14 protein-coding genes are annotated in these 17,260 nt (G+C 52.3%); 3 read left to right on the top strand and 11 right to left on the bottom strand.

All coding sequences use genetic code 11. The features are described from left to right. Positions 1 to 75: 75 nt before the first annotated feature. From IE065_RS11695 to IE065_RS11650, 10 genes are all read right to left on the bottom strand, one after another. A complete protein-coding gene (locus IE065_RS11695) occupies positions 76 to 801 on the bottom strand; it encodes a hypothetical protein (protein WP_189515245.1) in 726 nt (241 codons plus the stop codon). Then, positions 777 to 4,472 carry a hypothetical protein gene (locus IE065_RS11690; protein WP_189515243.1) on the bottom strand — a complete coding sequence of 1,232 codons (3,696 nt, stop codon included), beginning with the start codon at positions 4,470 to 4,472 and terminating at the stop codon, positions 777 to 779. Before IE065_RS11690 ends, IE065_RS11695 begins: the two co-directional genes overlap by 25 nt. 540 nt (positions 4,473 to 5,012) lie before the next feature. After that, positions 5,013 to 7,391 (bottom strand): heavy metal translocating P-type ATPase metal-binding domain-containing protein, encoded by a 2,379-nt coding sequence (locus tag IE065_RS11685; RefSeq protein WP_189515241.1) that lies wholly within the window; start codon positions 7,389 to 7,391, stop codon positions 5,013 to 5,015. Positions 7,392 to 7,397: 6 nt separating this feature from the next. Continuing rightward, positions 7,398 to 7,553, bottom strand: coding sequence for a hypothetical protein (locus tag IE065_RS11680; protein ID WP_189515239.1), 156 nt, complete (start codon positions 7,551 to 7,553; stop codon positions 7,398 to 7,400). Then, positions 7,537 to 8,955 (bottom strand): cytochrome c oxidase accessory protein CcoG, encoded by a 1,419-nt coding sequence (gene ccoG / locus IE065_RS11675; protein WP_189515237.1) that lies wholly within the window; start codon positions 8,953 to 8,955, stop codon positions 7,537 to 7,539. The genes IE065_RS11680 and ccoG overlap by 17 nt, the downstream gene beginning before the upstream one ends. Positions 8,956 to 8,966: 11 nt before the next feature. Then, positions 8,967 to 9,548, bottom strand: coding sequence for a cbb3-type cytochrome c oxidase N-terminal domain-containing protein (locus IE065_RS11670; RefSeq protein ID WP_189515235.1), 582 nt, complete (start codon positions 9,546 to 9,548; stop codon positions 8,967 to 8,969). Next, on the bottom strand, positions 9,545 to 9,727 hold the full coding sequence (locus tag IE065_RS11665) for a hypothetical protein (protein ID WP_189515233.1): 183 nt from the start codon (positions 9,725 to 9,727) through the stop codon (positions 9,545 to 9,547). Before IE065_RS11665 ends, IE065_RS11670 begins: the two co-directional genes overlap by 4 nt. A gap of 7 nt (positions 9,728 to 9,734) precedes the next feature. After that, on the bottom strand, positions 9,735 to 12,089 hold the full coding sequence (ccoN, locus tag IE065_RS11660; RefSeq protein WP_189515231.1) for a cytochrome-c oxidase, cbb3-type subunit I: 2,355 nt from the start codon (positions 12,087 to 12,089) through the stop codon (positions 9,735 to 9,737). Beyond that, positions 12,086 to 12,247, bottom strand: coding sequence for a hypothetical protein (locus tag IE065_RS11655; RefSeq protein WP_189515230.1), 162 nt, complete (start codon positions 12,245 to 12,247; stop codon positions 12,086 to 12,088). The genes ccoN and IE065_RS11655 overlap by 4 nt, the downstream gene beginning before the upstream one ends. A 9-nt stretch (positions 12,248 to 12,256) precedes the next feature. Then, complete coding sequence (locus IE065_RS11650) at positions 12,257 to 12,736, bottom strand: hypothetical protein (RefSeq protein ID WP_189515228.1); 480 nt, start codon at positions 12,734 to 12,736, stop codon at positions 12,257 to 12,259. Between the two features lie 121 nt (positions 12,737 to 12,857). On the opposite strand from IE065_RS11650, the gene IE065_RS11645 reads away from it, so the two are divergent. Then, positions 12,858 to 13,742 (top strand): PocR ligand-binding domain-containing protein, encoded by an 885-nt coding sequence (locus IE065_RS11645; protein ID WP_229792103.1) that lies wholly within the window; start codon positions 12,858 to 12,860, stop codon positions 13,740 to 13,742. A 165-nt stretch (positions 13,743 to 13,907) separates the two neighbouring features. Continuing rightward, entirely contained in the window at positions 13,908 to 15,317 is a 1,410-nt protein-coding gene (locus tag IE065_RS11640; RefSeq protein WP_189515224.1) for a GH1 family beta-glucosidase, read from the top strand. Positions 15,318 to 15,343: 26 nt separating this feature from the next. On the opposite strand, the gene IE065_RS11635 is transcribed toward IE065_RS11640, so the two are convergent. Continuing rightward, on the bottom strand, positions 15,344 to 16,891 hold the full coding sequence (locus IE065_RS11635; RefSeq protein ID WP_189515222.1) for an NAD(P)H-binding protein: 1,548 nt from the start codon (positions 16,889 to 16,891) through the stop codon (positions 15,344 to 15,346). A gap of 170 nt (positions 16,892 to 17,061) precedes the next feature. Between IE065_RS11635 and IE065_RS11630 the strand changes: the two genes are divergently transcribed. Further along, the coding region (locus IE065_RS11630) for a hypothetical protein (RefSeq protein WP_189515220.1) at positions 17,062 to 17,260 on the top strand (199 nt) is incomplete at its 3' end.

The following is a 17,260-nucleotide window of genomic DNA, read 5'->3' as shown; positions in this document are numbered from 1 at the left end:
AGTGGAAAGTCAGAAAAAGACAATCGCGTGTGTTTGTCCCCGTTTTCTCAAGCAAGGATCGTTGAATAACGCGCCCTACAGGATTTCAGTCCCAGATTCGCTTTCTACTATTTGCTCTCGCACCTCACGTACAATGACACCTATTGGTTCGGGATCTCGATCACTTGGGGGTATGTCCAGAATGATAATCGTCGTACGGCTGTTGTTATCTACTGGCCGTGGCTTGCTAACGACTTTCATCCAGCCGGAATCTTTATCATCGACGGCGATCTTTAGCCATGTTTTCCGATTGTTCGGGTATGGTGCCAGTGCGGATTTCCCAGATTCTAGCAGCATGTCTTGATCGGCCAGCCGTACTGCCATGCGACGCTTGGAAAGATTAAACGCCCGATAGTTCATCTCTGGATGCATCGCGATGGAATGATCCAGCACTACCGTGCTTAGTTCCTGGCTGTTAGGCTTTTGTTTTACGATAATCAAGAATGGGCCAGGTCCGCTGGGGAGCTGGACATTGGCGAGGATCTTCTTTAACTTTGTCTTGGGAGCGTCCGGCATCGCCTCTTCCTGATAAAAAACTAACTTGCCGCTTGGGGGCGCGACATACCAACCCGTGAATGCAGTGGAGCTGGTGTAAACGCGCTCAGTCGTGCCTCCTTGGTCATACAAGAAGCTCACTGCATTCGAAATGGAGAGAAGTCGAAACTTGACGAGATCTTCACCAGATTCGGGTGCTGAGTAGCCTGTCGAGAAGACGAATAAAAACAGGGACAGGAGGATTAAATTTCGCTTGGTTCTAGCCATCTAAAACTAATTAATTTGTATCTACGTCCGAAGTGTTGATTGACTACGGATGTCGGACGATCTTCGGGATTGTCGGTTTGGTTATCAACATACTCAGCGGTACGTTGAACGACCGCTTCACACCAAGCACCCACTCGATCATTGGAGGTAAAGGCGGAAGTCACTTCTCCGTAGGCTCGAATGGTGAAGGTGTCTGAACGAGCGGTAAGGCTTGCGCCGATGGTGGATAGTACGTCGGCCTGAGTGACGTATTTGGGAGAAAAAGCAGAGCGGTTGCTATACGGGCTACGTTCGGTGTCTCCACCTTGCATTCTTTGTAGATTGTAAACGTATTTGGAACCAGAGCCAAATTGGTGCTTTGTGTTATTGTATGGATGCCCAAGTAGAGGATCATCTTTCCAGAAATCATCAGCGCCATCATTCGCAGGATAAGCGGCTGAGTCCCCATTGGCTTTACTGTCGGGGTCGGTGGAGCTCCAAGTTCTATCTAGTGCCGCCTGGATCACACCGCGTAAGTCTTCGTGTTCATAGGGTGCATCTTCGACGCCAGAATCATCGGTGCTTGGATTGTCTACCAAACGTCGGTTGATAAAATCGGAGAGCGAAATAAAGGGCCCGCGGTTCTTAATCTCAGTAACGATATTGCGCGCCAATTGTGCAGTCTCTTCATCTGTCAGGCTGCGATAGCCTTCCCAAGGATCTACCCAGCTATCGTCGGCGGTTGGTCGCGCAAATCGAGGGAATGCCGCCTGCAAGCTTTGGTTGGTGCTATAATTGCCGGTTTCCGGATTGTACTGTAACCCACGGTCGCCGCCCAATATCGCTCGCCAAGCTTGCTCAGAAGTTGAGTTGATATTGAATCCACCGACTAGGCTCAACTCGGCGGCGGCTTTGTCTGGATCGCGCAAATTCGCTTCATTGCCGGTATGGCTCATCCGGGAGTTGGGCAATTTATCTGGCAAGTTTCCATTTTGTGGGACGCTGGAGACGAAGTATGCATCCCACAGAGTGCGATTCAGCAGGAAGGAGATATCGTAGTAAGCAATCTGGTCCGCTTTTAGCAGAGTGTTGCCAGATACCGAATCAGTACGGGCAAGTTCGTATTGAGATGGGGGCAATATAGCGCCGCTTGGTGACTTTTCGTGCAGGCGATAATCTGCGAGGCTGTTGCCGATGGGGTAGGATGGGTAAGCGCCGATGAGCGAAAGATTGGCGTGCTGGAGTTGCCCAATAGAAAGCAGGGGCTGGTCTTCGGGCAGAAACTCGAAGAGGGTGACGTCAACTGGACCACTGGAACCCCAATCATGGCCGGAGCCAGCTGAGGTTCGATTACTCTCTGAGCCTTCATCATTGGCGAATTTCTGCCAAGCGCTGCTATTGCCTTCACTGCCAGCAGTTGCAATGTAGAGCGGAAGGTAATTTTGATCACGCCGGGTGCGACCGGTGCGCGTCGCCCTCATACTGCCCTGTGCAATCCACCGAGTGGGGAACATAAACTGGTTGGCATTGTACTGAGCATTGTTGCCACCTCCTGAGAAGAGCGCATGAGTCATGATCACGTAGGAAATGGACGGGTCAGAACTTAAGGTAGCTGGCGTCTGGATGGCAGAAATGGGGTTGCCACCATTGATTTCTTCCGGTTTGAAAATTCTGTCTACCTTTTTGCCTCCTTCGGTCACCTGTACCAATACAGACTCGTTTGGCATATCTTGCACGATAGCATTATCCCAAGTAATACTCTGTTGCGTTTGATACCAGCTTAAGTCTGGGTTGGACGGATTGAAGTCCATGGCGTTGTCCTTTGAATAGGCAACAGTACGATCTTCGCGTGGCATTCCCAGATAAGTGAACAAGCCACCGTCTCCACCCGAAAGAAGCGTTGCGCTCAGGCTTGTTGTCGGGACGCCTTCGGAGTTAACGCTAAACCTTGGCCCTACACGGAAGAGAGTGGTTGCTGTAAAATCCTTATCCAAAGTGGCCACGGGAAGAGATACGAAAGCATCTGGTTCAGGCTCGATGTTTTTTAGAACGACGTGTGAATCATAAGCTTTGCCTCTATCTGAATGAGGAATGCTAAAAATAAGACTTTGTCCAGGGGGAATGTCAGGGCAGTCCAGAGAAAAGCGGATGTATTCGAAGTCTTTATCATTCGGATCGTCTAAGCTTTTTTCGATATTCTTTCGTAGGTCAATATTACCTATGTTCCGCCAAATGTATTCTTCGGTAACCGTTTCAGCTCCTTCCCCTTGAGTCACTGAACCAGGATCAAAAATATCAATTCCGATTTTTGCTTCTAGGCTAAGACTAAGCAGCATGCCGACTTCGTAGTTCGCGCCATGGGCGTCGTAGCTGGGGGCCTTTATAGTGAAATTATACGGATTCCATAAGACAACCAAAGGGTACAAGTTCATTTCAATATCAGCGCCGCTGTTGACGCCACTAGCCGAGAATCCCATACCAAGGGAGAAATAGGTCAGTATTGGAGATACGCCCACATGATCATCACTGATTAGCTTGTCAAAAACAGGAAGTTGGGCGTCGAGTGTGCGCGAGTTAGGGACTCGGGTGTGTGCAAATGAACGCAAGTGGCCCCAAGTCGGGATGCCATAGCCAGTCGTGTCCTCCTGATGCGGCGTCCACAAGCGATTACTGTCCACCGTAGGGTCGTTGGCGCTGGGCGTGTATGTATCGTCTAGCAGAGTTGACAGATCGCGCTTTAGACCACCAGCAAAGCTATCAGTCAGGAGTGACGTCGAGTGCAGTGAAATGTCGTGGAAACGTCGCTTTTCTATCAATGAAAAGTTGCTAGGATCGGTTGACAGCATGGCTAGGTCGCCTAGGCCGAGCGCTCGTTCCACGCCGCCACTGGGGTCATAGAGTTCATCGATGCGTGGCTCGTCCAACGCGCCGTCACTGGCACCCTGGCTCATCAGTTCGATGGCATTCCTGCTTGAGCTGATAAACGCATTGGATATGGAATTTGGATCGGTTTCGATGGCAAGATTTGCCCGCGCCTTTACGTTTTCGTCGGATACCCACCAAGCGTAGCTGTTGATCATGCTGTCGTTCGGTTCGCTTTCCAGGGTAACCATCGGAGCCACGACATAGTCTTCAAGGTCGTGGACTGCCCCCCCCCCTACGAGGATTCGTCCTGGATGATTTGCCCCGTTCGCGTCCTGGATTTGAATGTCGCTGGCATTCGCTGGGCTGTCCTGGCTTAGGTTGCTGATACTGGCGTCAGGCGTAAAGCTTAGCTCTACATTTACGCTTGGGTCGGCAAGTTGGCCGGTTGGTTGGAATTCTGGCCATGAATTGTTTGGCGCGTTTCCACTGACTAGCCAAGTGAGCAATTTTGCGGATGAACCTTGGCTATTTACCAAGGTTGAATCGGTCAATTCGTCGGCAATATTGCCGGGGATTAGCTCATAGGATGGGGTTAGGGCATGAGCGTATACGCCGATCCAGTGAGGGCTGATTGCTGAGTCGGTTAATTGAAGGTTGGCGGGTGCCGTCACTCGTTGGTCTGGGCCGGTTGTTCTCTGCAATTCGGCAATGGCAACATTGAGGGCGAGAATCGCATTTTGCTTTGCGCGGGCGATTTTATGAGTATGGCCCGCTGTTTGGACTTCTACGGAAAGCATTGTCGTCATCGACAGAAGCAGAACTACCATGAAACCCATAAGCACCAAGCTTACTATCAGTGCGAATCCCCTTTTAACGTTTTTTGGAGGTAAGTGCATCGGACATGTGGGACAATATTGTTTATAGTACCGCTACGGTGTGGTCAGTGAGCCTTAACGAGTCTCTCGTTACTGATCGATTTCCCATAGCGCCAGAGTTCGGAACATAATTTTTGGGGTGTTTCGTTTTCGATCGAGGGGGGGGGCTGAGTTTGACCGATCCTTTTGCGTAACGGTGATTTTTAGCAATAGGAATGATTTCACTACATTCTACCACATGGGATGAACATATAGTAGTCAGTCGCTGACCGCTTTATTGCTAATGTCCGATGAAATACAGAAAATGAAGAGACTGGGACATTATGTCTCTTAATTCGCATTGCCCAAGCTTGTGAGTCTACGATTTGAGCTACATTATAATCATACTTGGGCCAAGCCCCCCCTCTGCGGAGGCTGGTCACCATTTTATTGGTGCTGGTAGCAGACAGCAACGAACGGAGTGGCTGTCCCAGTGCATGGCGCTCGCCTTGATCAGGCGGAATCGGCGTGCATTAGTCGCCAAGGGACTACTAATGTGGCTATAGAACTGAGTGGCATTAAGATTGCGGCGAGTAATGGATGCATCGCGCCCGCTAGGCATAGAGTGATCGCAGCAAAGTTATACGCGATCGCTAGTGCGAAAATAATCTGGATCGTTTGGCGGCGCTGATTGGCTAATTGGAGCAGACGTGGAAGGCAGCGTAAGCTGCGGCCAAAGAAAAAGAAGTCCGTCGAGCCCTCAAGTAAACTACGATCAACGATGGGTGTGCCCCGGCAGATGGCTCGATCGAAGGCGAGCCGGTCATTGGCTCCGTCTCCGATCATCAATGCGGAATTTGGCGCATGGTGGTCGATCCATTCTGCTTTTTGACCAGGGGTGCAGTGGGCGTGGGATTGCGGCGAATCGATATTCAATTGAGCGGCAATACGGTCAACGTTTTGTTGGGCGTCACCGCTGAGGATGGCGATTTGGTAATTGGTTGCTTGCAACCACTGTATCGCGTTTTTGGCTTCGTCGCGGACTTCCTCCTCGAACTGGAATGTGGCCAAGCAGATGCCATTACAACGAAGCTCAGTGGCTGTTGTTTGATCGATTTCAGTTTCGTTACCACAAGGTGTCCATGAGGATTTACCAAGGCTCCAGCAAGCACCGTGTTCATCCGTAAAATAAACGCCATTCCCAATTGATTGGTGGATTCGGCATTCATCATGCAAATCGCTGAATGTGCGCAAACGCAGGAGTAAGTATTCTCGCAAGGTCCGGGCGACAGGGTGAAGATTTCGCTCAACCAGTCGATAAAGAGCGAGCATAGCGTCCTCGGATAGCATGTTGAGACACTCGGGATTTATCAGGCGTGGTGTTTCCAAGGTGAGGGTGCCTGTTTTATCAAAAACCACAGTCTTTACCTGGCTCAGTCGCTCCCATACATCGTTGTTTTTGATGAAGAGTCCGTAGCGGCGCAGGATGGATTGGCAGAGTTCATCGGTTAAAGGTAGAGCTACGCCGAGTGCACATGGGCAGGACACGATTAGCACGGAGATGAAGACTTGTAGTGCGGTAATCGCCTGATTTCCAAGGATGAGCCAAGCCGCTCCTCCAAAGCCCGCAATAGCGAGTACCAATATGAGGTAGATTGAGAGCACTCGCTGTAATCGCCGGGCATGGAAATTATCCTTTGGAGGCTCCAATAATTGCGCGAGTAAACTATCGCTCCACGCTTCTTCTGCTGTGAGTGAGATTGAGGTCAGGTTAACATTGATCGCGCCTGCTGGGGCGAGCTTGCCTCGCGTGATAGTTACAGGGTCAGGCTCGCCGTTTATCCACTCTAAGCTAACGGAGGCGTCGCTGTGAAGCCGAGCACTGACCGGGTTTGCCTCACCCGGTGCCAGCGTGTAGGCCTCGCCGGATTTTATCTGATCAACCGGTTTGCGTTCCCCATCATTGGGGCCGCCAAAGTTGGTCACGGTTTGTTGCTCTGGCTGACGACGGCTTAGGTGTTGGCGGTTTTTTTCGAGGGCAAATTCTTGTAGCCAACGACCTGCCAGCATGAGGAAGACAAACGTTGCCACGAAGTCGAAGTAGATGAGGTCAGTGGAGGCAGTCAGCCAGCCTATCAGTGAGCCGAGATATGCTGCGCTCAAACCGAGTGCGATTGGGAGATCGATCGACAGTAATTTATGGCGCAAAGCTTCCGCTGTGCGCTGGAAGAAATAACTACCGCCCATGATCAGGCTCAATGTGGCAAACAACGCGCTAAGCAGCTTAAAGAGGGGTGCGAGAAAAAAATCCTCCTCCATGCCCAGGTAGCCCGGTAGCGTAAAGAGCATCGTATTGAGCAGAAAGAATCCACAGATGCCTACCCGATGCGCTAGTTCGCGCGCGACCGAGCTACTCGCGGATTCGTCCGTTGGCGGGACAACTTCATAGCCCATTCTTTGCAGTTCTTGTGCAAAATGAACGGCATCGAATTCACCGCACTCCCATCGAGGTTGGATGATACCCGTGCGGGCATTGATATTGATCGAGACGGCACCAGCTTGCGCGGTGAATATTGCTTCAATGAGCCAAACGCAACCGACGCATGAGACGCCGCGTAGCCCAAGTTTGGCTGTTACAACGGGGGTTGTGGCCTGATCTTCGGCCGTTTGGATCGCTGTTTTTAGCCAAGGCACGTCAACCGCACGGAATGCGCGTGTGCCAATGGGGGGGGTGGAGGTGTTGCCCTTGAGCTCATAGAACCGAGTGAACCCGACTTCGTGCAGTAGGTCATAGACATAGGCGCAGCCATGACAGCAGAAGCGTTCCTGTGCCTTCGGGTGGAAGGGCGTGCCGCAGTGGTCGCATTGGATTGTCTGACTGGTTATGGGCATCGCGCGCTAGTCGGCTGCTTGCTCTACGGGAACGATTTCGGTGGGGTGTTTGGCTGCAATGACGATGAGTGTCGTCCACGCAGCGATCAACACGAGGAAGGCTATCGTAACGGGAATCCACAGTGACAGGCGTCGTGTGTTTGGTTCATTGGGCGTTTTCATTGCTAAATAGTCGAGGGTCGGGGCCGAGGAATTCTGCGTCTTTGCTTATGACGATACGGCCGCTTTCGTCTTTGAGTTCGATGACTAGCGGAAATTTCCCCGTAAAGTTTTTTTTCTGAATACTGATGATAAGTGGGCGAACGATTTCGCCCATTGGCTCAACGACAACGGATTCCGTGAAACCTTCTACTTTAAAGGTCTGGTCGGGTCCAATGGCTTGCACAGTGAAGTTTTGGGGCAAGTCCTGTTTATTAATTATTCGAATCATATATTGATTTCGAAGTCCTGTGTCGGTGATGAAATAGGGTGCGCCAGTCATGCGCACTACATTCATGTTCGCGCCGCGTAGCTGCATAGCAGAAAAGGTCATTGCAGTGGCACCAAGTAGCAGGAGAACACCGTAAAGGAATAGCCGTGGTCGCACGATTCGTTTAGGCAAGCCTGCTAGGCCATTCATCGAATCGTAGCGGACAAGCCCACGAGGTCGGCCAAGCTTATCCATGATTGTATCGCAGGCGTCGATGCAGTTTGCACAGCCGATACATTCGATTTGCAGGCCCTGACGTATGTCAATACCGGTCGGGCAAACCTGTACGCAGCGGCGGCACTCAATGCAGTCACCAATGTCCGTGAGCTTAGCGGAGCCTCGGGGCTCTCCACGCTTTTCATCGTAGCCGATGATCATGGAGTCGTCGTCGATGAGCGCGGATTGCAGGCGACCATAGGGGCAAATTACTAAGCAAAGCTGCTCACGAAACCACGAGAAATTAAAGTAAATCGCAGCGGCGGCGATGAAGACAAACAGGAATGCACTCCAGTGCTCCAGCGGGCTTGTGCGCATCCACACATAAAGCTGTGGGATTGAGATAAAGTAGGCAATGAAGACATGGGCAATTAGCACTGAGACGAAGATAAACGCAGTGTGCTTTATCGCGCGTTTCGTGGCTTTTAGTGCATCCCATTCACGTTGGTCGAGCTGCTTGCGTTTGGTGTGGTCACCTTCAATCCAACGCTCAATGCGCCGATACACATGCTCAAGGAAGATGGTTTGCGGGCAGGCCCAGCCGCACCAGAGTCGTCCAAAAAGCGCGGTGACCACATACAGCGAAAAGCCGAGGCCGGTGATAAAGAAAAACGCGAGCCACATGTCTTGTGCGGCAAAGGTCAGGCCGAACAAATGGAAGCGTCGTTCGGCTATGTCGAGGAATACGGCAGGGTAGCCACCAATGGGAATCCAAGGTAACAGGACATAGATTGAAATGAGCAAAATGGCTACTACTCTGCGAAGCAAAGCAAAGCGCCCCCTCACATCAGCTGGGTGAAGAAAGAAGCGTGATCCGTCTCGGTTGATTGTCGTGACGGATGCGCGTACGGGCTTCTTCGGGCTGGCTGATTTGGGCATGAGTCTTCGCTCTACTCGCCGCTTGCGGCGGATTTCCTCATGGCTGATTCATTATTCTTACTCAGGATGTAGGCGACGACTTCGGTAATGCGCTTTTGGCCGAGCATGTCTCCCCATGCCTGCATGCCTTTTTCCGGGACGCCGTTGAAGATGGTGTTGTAGATAGCAGGCGGTGCGGCACCGTGAACCCATTCGCTGTCGACCAGATTAAAGCCAATGCCACCTTCGAGGTTGGCACCGTGGCAGGGAATACAGAAGGACTGGAAAGTCTTTTCACCTGCCAGAACAAAAGCCGGATTGTGCCGCATTTCCCAAAACAATTCATCATTGGATACGTCAATGGAATTGGTTAGGCGAATCGCGTTGATGGCTTGCATTTCTTTTTCTACGCGCTGTTCATTGGTCAAAGAGGACATATAGTAATGGCTGACCAGCCAGTAGGCAGCAGAGAACACGATGGCACCGTAGAGTGTTAAAAGCCACCAACGCGGTAGCTGTTGGTCATACTCTTGAATGCCGTCGTAGCTGTGCTCTTTGAGGACAACACCGTCGGGCAGCATTTCTTGTTCGGTGTTATGAGATGGATCGCTCATGCTTTGGGTTGTGCGTCGTTGGCGTCATCTTCGAGGGGAAGATTTCCCATGCGTTGAACAAAGTCCTTCTTGAAAAATAGCGCGCGCACAGTGATGGCCAAGAACACGCCGAAGGTTAGCCAGAAGGAAAGAATCGGGACGATATGCGTCCAGTGATCGTATATAATTCGTTTAAACATTGGTTGCTCAGGGTTGGGTCGAGGTGACCGGTTCAAAGGGCAGTGGTGTTGTATTTTCGTTGGGCGCGTCTTTGTCTTCAAAGGCACCCAGTTTCTGTAGGTAGGCAATGACGGCGACGATCTGCTTTTGTGGTTCGGTGTAAGCACCCTTTTCGGCAAGGCGCTGCACAATCTCTGCGGCCTGTGAATTATACTCGGCCATGATTTCCTCTTCCGACAAACCAATGTCATAGGGAACACCGAGCATGCGCATTGCGTTGATTTTGGATTCGAGCGTGCCCGTCTTGGCATCCTTGGTGAAGAGCCATGTGTAGTTTGGCATATTGGAGCCAGGCGAGATGTCGCGCGGGTTTAGGAGGTGGTAGAAGTGCCATTCGTCGGAGCGCTTACCGCCTTCGCGTGCAAGGTCTGGGCCGGTGCGTTTGGATCCCCATTGGAACGGATGATCGTAGATGGATTCGCCCAGTCGCGAGTAATCACCGTAGCGGAGGATGTCGGGAGTCATGGTCCGGATCATCTGCGAGTGACAGTTGTAGCAACCTTCGCTCACGTAAATGTCGCGCCCGGTTAGTTCTAATGGCGTATAGGGAATTTGCAGGCGACCCTCGATGTTGTCCGCCCGCTGCATAGTCACCGTGGGAATGATCTGCACTGCGCCACCAATGGCCGCAGCGATGATGGTCAGCACGGTAAAGGTAAGCCCGTGCTTGAGCAGTTCGTCATACCACTGACCCCATTTTGCGCCGCTCATTTCAAAGTGGGCGAAGGCAGCGATGGTAAAGGTTGCCGTCAAGAAAACACCAGCCAGGAACGAAGCACCGTGGCCAAAGATCATCAACGTCGCTGAGGCAATGATCAGAAAGCAATAGACGACAGGGGCGTTGGCGTAGCTGCGGAAACGGTTTGTGTCACCGACCATTTCCTCCATTGCGGATTCTACTTCGATTGAGCCATTGACTGGTGATCCGCTACGGGCGGTTTTCCACAAGTTGAAGGCCATCATGATGAAGCCGATCAGGTAAAACGTTCCACCGACTACGCGGCACCACATCATTGGGCGGATGGCTTGAAGGGTGTCGAGGAAGTTCGGGTAGGCGAGAATGGTACCTTGCTCCGCGGTTGCGTTGAGCATTAGGCCTTGCGTGATGCCTGAGACCCACATCGCCGCGACGTAGAGCAGGATGCCCACCATGCCGAGCCAGAAGTGCATGTTGGCCATGCTCTGTGAGTAAAGTTTCGTATTCCAAAGTCTCGGCGTGAGCCAATAGAACATGCCCGCGGCCATGAAGCCGTTCCAGCCCAGTGTGCCGCCATGCACATGGCCGATCGTCCAGTCGGAGTAGTGAGAAAGTGCGTTGACTGACTTAATTGACATCAGTGGCCCTTCAAAAGTCGCCATGCCATAGAAGGTTACACCAGCGGCGAAGAACTTGATGACGGGATCGGTCCGGAGCTTATCCCAAGCACCGCGCAGCGTCAGCAGACCGTTGAGCATGCCGCCCCACGAAGGAGCCCAGAGCATCAGGCTGAAGAGCATGCCGAGTGTTTGGAGCCAACCGGGAAGGGCAGTATTAAGCAAGTGGTGAGGGCCGGCCCAGATGTAAATAAAGACCAACGACCAAAAGTGAATGACCGATAGGCGGTAGGAATAAACTGGCCGGTTCGCTGCCTTGGGCACGAAGTAATACATGATGCCGAGGATCGGCGTTGTTAGAAAGAAAGCTACCGCGTTGTGCCCGTACCACCACTGAACAAGTGCATCCTGAACGCCACCAAAGATGGGATAACTGTGGGTGAGGCTTGTCGGCAGCGACAGGTGGTTAACGACATAGAGCATCGTCACAGTGACGATGGTTGCGATGTAGAACCAGAGCGCTACATAGAGGGACTTTTCGTTGCGCTTGGCGAGCGTCCAGAAAAAGTTCGCGGCGAAGACGAGCCAGATGACGGCGACCAGGATATTGATCGGCCAGATGAGCTCGGCGTATTCCTTCCCCCGACTGTAACCCAGCGGTAGCGTTATGGCGGCGCAGACAATGATGAACTGCCAGCCGAAGAAGTGAATCTTTGTGAGTAGGGGGGAGGCCAGTCGGCAGCGGCAAAGGCGTTGCGTCGAGTAATAGATGCCCGCGAACATCATGTTGCCCACGAAAGCAAATATCGCGGCATTGGTGTGCAGAGGTCGGAGCCGGCCAAAGGTCAGCCAGGGTAGGTCGAAGTTTACTCGCCAAGAGTTGAGCTGTGAGGCGATCAGAACGCCGGCTCCCATGCCAACGAGTGACCAGAATACCGAAGCGATTAGAAACCACCGAACCGATTTGTCATCGTATTCGATGGTGGTGGTGCGTGTTGACTTGCTCACTTACGCACGGTCTCCACGGGAATTTCGGTCGCGAATGGGCTCAGGGACTCCTGCTCCATGCTGCGATGCGTTTCCGTTCGCCGGTCCCGCAGAAACAGTAGCAGGAACAGCACTGCCAATAGCAGGCTCAGGAACACGGTTAGTAAAAGTATTTCCATGGTTCAGTCTCAGTTCAAAATGAAGGGGCAATCCTCGTTTTCCGTGCGTTGTGGGCAGCGGAAAATTTCTTGGCTAAATATCCAGTCGAGCGCCTCGCCGATCAGTTTCATCGAAGCCTCACGGTCAAGTTCGTTGAATTCGCCCTGGATATCCCAAGTGTCGCTAAAGATACCCATGAAAGCGCGTGCTCCAGCTTCGTGCAGTTCCAGACACACGTGACCTCGTAGTCGGTAGGTCTGGCAGGCGCAGGTGACGCCGAGAATGTCACCAAGTTTGAGCTTGGCGCATTCGCCAGTGCCGCCGCATTTGCAGGTTTTTCCTTTTATTCGGTTCAAGACACGATCAAAGACACTTTCCAGAAAAGCAACGGGGACTGATCCGTTAGCCGCCTGTGCTCCAACGGGCGCTGGCAATTCACTCTCAGTCAGCCAATCCTCAATGATGTGGTCGCGGTTGTCTTGGAGGTAGCCGACGAGTCGTTTATTCATGTCTTGATTCTCTCATACAGGGGCCTAGCCTGTCTCCGCATATCCAGACTAACACTGCGCATATATTCGCCAGTTTTGCGGTATGAACAGTTCCGAGACGCCACCATTTATTTTAGCCAACGTGTCATCCGCAACCGATCGCGCCCGACGGACAGCGGCACAGTTGAAAGATTCGCAGCTCTTTCAGGATTACCAGCGGGCATTTCGGAAAGCAACAGGTCTGCCCTTAGCCATACGCTCGCTTCAATCCTATGAAAGCGCCTTGTCTGGTGCTGTGGACGAGAACCAGTTTTGTGCATTGATCGGCAAGACAAATGTCGGCTGTGCAAATTGCCTGAAGATGCAGGAACAGTTGGAACGAGAGGCAGGACTGGAGCCTAAGAGTTTACATTGCTTTGCTGGTCTGTGCGATACGGCCGTGCCGATCCGCGTGGGCGACCGGTTGATTGCCTTTCTTCAGACTGGGCAAATACTACTGCACCAGCCAAACGAAGCGGAGTTTTCACAGGCTACCCGACAAATTCTCAAGTGGGGGGCGGAGATTAATCTGAAGGAGTTGGAGGAGGCATATTACAACACGAAGGTCTTTGATCGCGATCAATACCAAGCAATGGTTGCCCTGCTCACCACCTTTGCAGAACACCTGGCAACAATCAGCAACAGTATCGCACTGGAAGAGAGCAACGAAGACCCGATGCTTGTCGCAAACGCCAAAAAATACATCCAGGAGCGCTATCAGGATGCGCTGTCTTTGGACGATGCAGCTAAGGCGGTCAACGCCAGTACCCGCCATTTTTGCAAGGTTTTCAAAGAAGCAACGGACATTACATTCACCGATTATCTAGCGCGTATTAGAGTCGAAAAGGCCAAGCATCTTTTGGCCAATCTCAACTTACGCGTTAGCGAAATCGCCTTTGGTGTCGGTTTCGAATCGATCTCCCAGTTCAACCGTTCCTTTAAACGTGTTACCGGCCAGACTCCGACTGAGTTTCGCCGTGTCGTTTAACGGGTCAAATTGCATTCTGGTAGGCAATTTCGTCGGGGGTTTCGAATAGGCAATCATACGAGCATGAGCCACTTCGAATCCATTATCTGGTTTCGGTCGGAAATATGCCATTGATTGATCGGTATATGACTAACGGTTTTCATAGCCCTGATGTATAAAGGGTGTATGAGAACATTTCCTGAGCATTTCAAGTGGGGCGCAGCGTCTTCTTCATATCAAATCGAGGGTGCGGCCCAAGCTGATGGCAAAGGGATGTCCGTGTGGGATATGATGTGCCAATGGCCTGGCAAAATCTATGGCGGAGAAACAGGTGACGACGCATGTGAGCACTATTATCGCTATCGAGAAGATGTTGCCGAAATGAAAACCATTGGTTTGGAGACTTATCGGTTTTCGGTCAGTTGGCCGCGCGTGTTGCCGGATGGAATCGGGAAGGTGAATGCGAAAGGGCTCGAGTTTTACGATCGCTTAGTGGACTGCCTATTGGAAGCAGACATTGAGCCATGGGTGACTTTGTTTCATTGGGATTATCCCTTGGCCCTTTATCAGAAAGGTGGGTGGCTAAACCGAGATTCCGTCGACTGGTTTGGCGAGTACGCAAGTGTCATCGGGGAAGCCCTAGGAGATCGCGTGAGTCATTGGATGACGCTCAACGAACCGCAGTGCTTCATGGGGAATGGTCATTTGTGGGGCTCCCATGCTCCCGGTGATAAATTACCCATGCCCTTGGCGTTGAAGGCTATGCATCATGCCTTAATGGCGCACGGAAATGGAGTGCTTGCGCTTCGTAAGCATTGTGAGCTGAAGCCCAAAATTGGGTGGGCACCCAATTGTTCTGCTGCCATCCCAGTCAGTGAGTCTGCGGAGGATGTCGAAACGGCGAGAAAAGACTTCTTTAAAGTATCCTCAGGGACGTTCTTCAACAATTCCTTGTGGTCGGACCCAGTCTATCTTGGGCGTTATCCTGAAGAAGCAGCGGAAGTTTTTGGTGCTGATTGGCCAGATTTTGACGACGGGGATATGACGCTGATCGCCCAGCCATTGGATTTCATTGGTTACAATTGTTACTCTGGTTATCTGATCAAAGCATCACCAAACGGAGGCAGTGAAAGTATTGCAGCGGTGCCCGGTGAACCCGTTGGCACGTTGGATTGGCTAAAGGTGATGCCCGATTCGCTCTACTGGGCTTCGCGGATGTTCGCTGAGCGTTATGGCCCCAAGCCAATCTACATTACTGAGAATGGACTGTGCAATACGGATTGGGTTTCGTCCGATGGTGCGGTTCATGATCCCCAGCGAATCGATTATATTAGCAGCTACCTACAGGGGGTAAAGCGCGCTGTGTCCGAGGGCATCGACGTGTCTGGCTATTTTTATTGGTCGATCTTCGATAATTTTGAATGGGCCGAAGGCTACCGATCACGCTTCGGATTGGTCCACGTTGATTTCGGTACCCAAAAACGGACGCTCAAAGACTCGGCGTGGTGGTACCGCAATTTGATTCAAACGAATGGTGAGTCACTGGATGTTAAGGAGTACGATGTGAACTTGCTCGTAGCCGATCCTGTGCGGTAGCGCAATGGGCCTAGCGGCCCCAATTTCTACGCGCCAACATCATGGTCGAACGGCATGGAAACGCCCGCTTTTGCCTGTTTCCAGAGATACTTTCCAAAGGCCTTCATGACGAAGTAATGCACGACGGCTTGGCTGGTTTCGTAGATCCACCAAGGCAGCCGTGGGGCGAAACCATGAATTGCGGCGATGAGGCAGTAGTTCTCCGGGAAAATGCGGAACTCAAACCGGCCCGGCGGGTCGACTTGCCGGGCAAGAAATCCGCCCGAAATATAAAACGCTCTCCTCCGTCCACCGCCGCGTGTGTATGGGGTGGGCGTTAGCTCCAGCAGCTTGATTTTAATGCCCGCGAGCTGGATCATGAAACGCAGGGTGTTGTCGGCGTCGCGTTGCACGTTGATTAGGTGGATTGATTTATCGGTCAGCCATTGGCCATAGATCTGTGCAACATAGGGCGCATCCCAGCCAGAGGGCAGGGGCATGCGCTGGACGGAGCGAACACGACGGGCCTTTTTTATCAGCTTATCGTCTGTCTTCTGGGTGCGGCTCCGTGGGTTGGGCAAGGGAGCACCATCGGGGTCGAGTGAACTGCGGAGGGAGTCTTCAAAGGCAATCGCTTGCGGTTTTATCCGATCCAGCAGTGGATTGTCCTGAGCATGCAAACTGTGGCGTAGACTTTCGAGCAGAGGATTGACGAGTTGCGAGGAAACACCGCTGAGCGTTGCCACCCATTGCCGCGAAACAGCAAACCAATTGATCGGCAAATCAATGGTCACGGGGTGCTTACTAAGTATTTCTGCTGTGCGCAGGATCATCGCACGATAAGTCATAGGCTCGTGTCCACCCAGATCATAGGTGCCATCCCAGAAGTTGCGATTGTCCAGAGCAATGCCGAACGCGCGGATCGTGTCGCGGATGTCGATGGAGTGCGTTTCAGAATGCGTCCACTTGGGCATTAGCATGACCGGCAACCGACGCACGAGGTTGATCAGAATGCGTAGTGAGGAGCCACCCGGTCCAATGATCAGCCCTGCCCGCAACACGGTTACAGGCACATTACGGCTGCGCAAAACATGCTCCACCTCCTGTCGACTTCGCAGATGCGGCGATAGATAATCATCGGGCGGTATCAGGCCGCCTAAGTAAATAATATGCTTCACGCCTGCTGCCTCTGCCGCACGGGCGAAGTTGTCGGCCAGCAGCAGGTCTAAGTCCTCAAACTTCGCCTGCACGAGGCGGCTGGAGGGCAGCATCGAATGCACCAGATAGATCGCATAGTCAGCACCTTCCATCGCGGCTTCCACCTTGGGCAGTGAGTAGAGGTCGCACAGGCGCCATTCGGTGTTGTCACGTTCTTCATGCTGGTTGACGATTGCCTCAGAGCGTGTCAGAGCCCGCCAGCGGTAACGGTCGGCAAGAGCAATACGCAGGCTGGCACCCACAAAGCCACTGGCTCCGGCAATAACCACCAAGGGTTGCTCGCTCGGTTCGCTCTCAAGCAATGCCTCGACTTCCGGGGATAACTCCGGCTCAAAGCACAACGCGTGCTCCACCGTCGCAGTAGTGGTATCGCCCATAAGGATTAAAATTAGCCGTTCGCGAACCCAAGGTCAATTTTAGAGTCTACTGTAAGAAGAAGCGCTACTTTATGGATTCAGCAAATGCGGCACAACGGATTCCTAACGATTCCCTGCTTGAGTTTCCTCCATAATCAGCCTTCATCGACAGACCACTTTTTTTCGCAACCATGAAAGGCATTCTTATATTCGGCGGTCTCTTGATCGCAATTCTCAACGGTCTGGCCCTGGTTCCTGAGCTTTCAGCTCAGGCACTGGCCTTTAACGCGCTATCCATCATCGCTGGCCTGGGTGTTACCCTTGCTGCCGTTGCTAAATACCCGACCGACTCCAAAGCCGCGCCGGCACCGATTGCCCCCCCCCCCCCCA

This window comes from Cerasicoccus arenae, assembly GCF_014651635.1.
Lineage (GTDB): Bacteria > Verrucomicrobiota > Verrucomicrobiia > Opitutales > Cerasicoccaceae > Cerasicoccus > Cerasicoccus arenae.
This window is presented reverse-complemented; position numbering and strand designations above follow the sequence as displayed.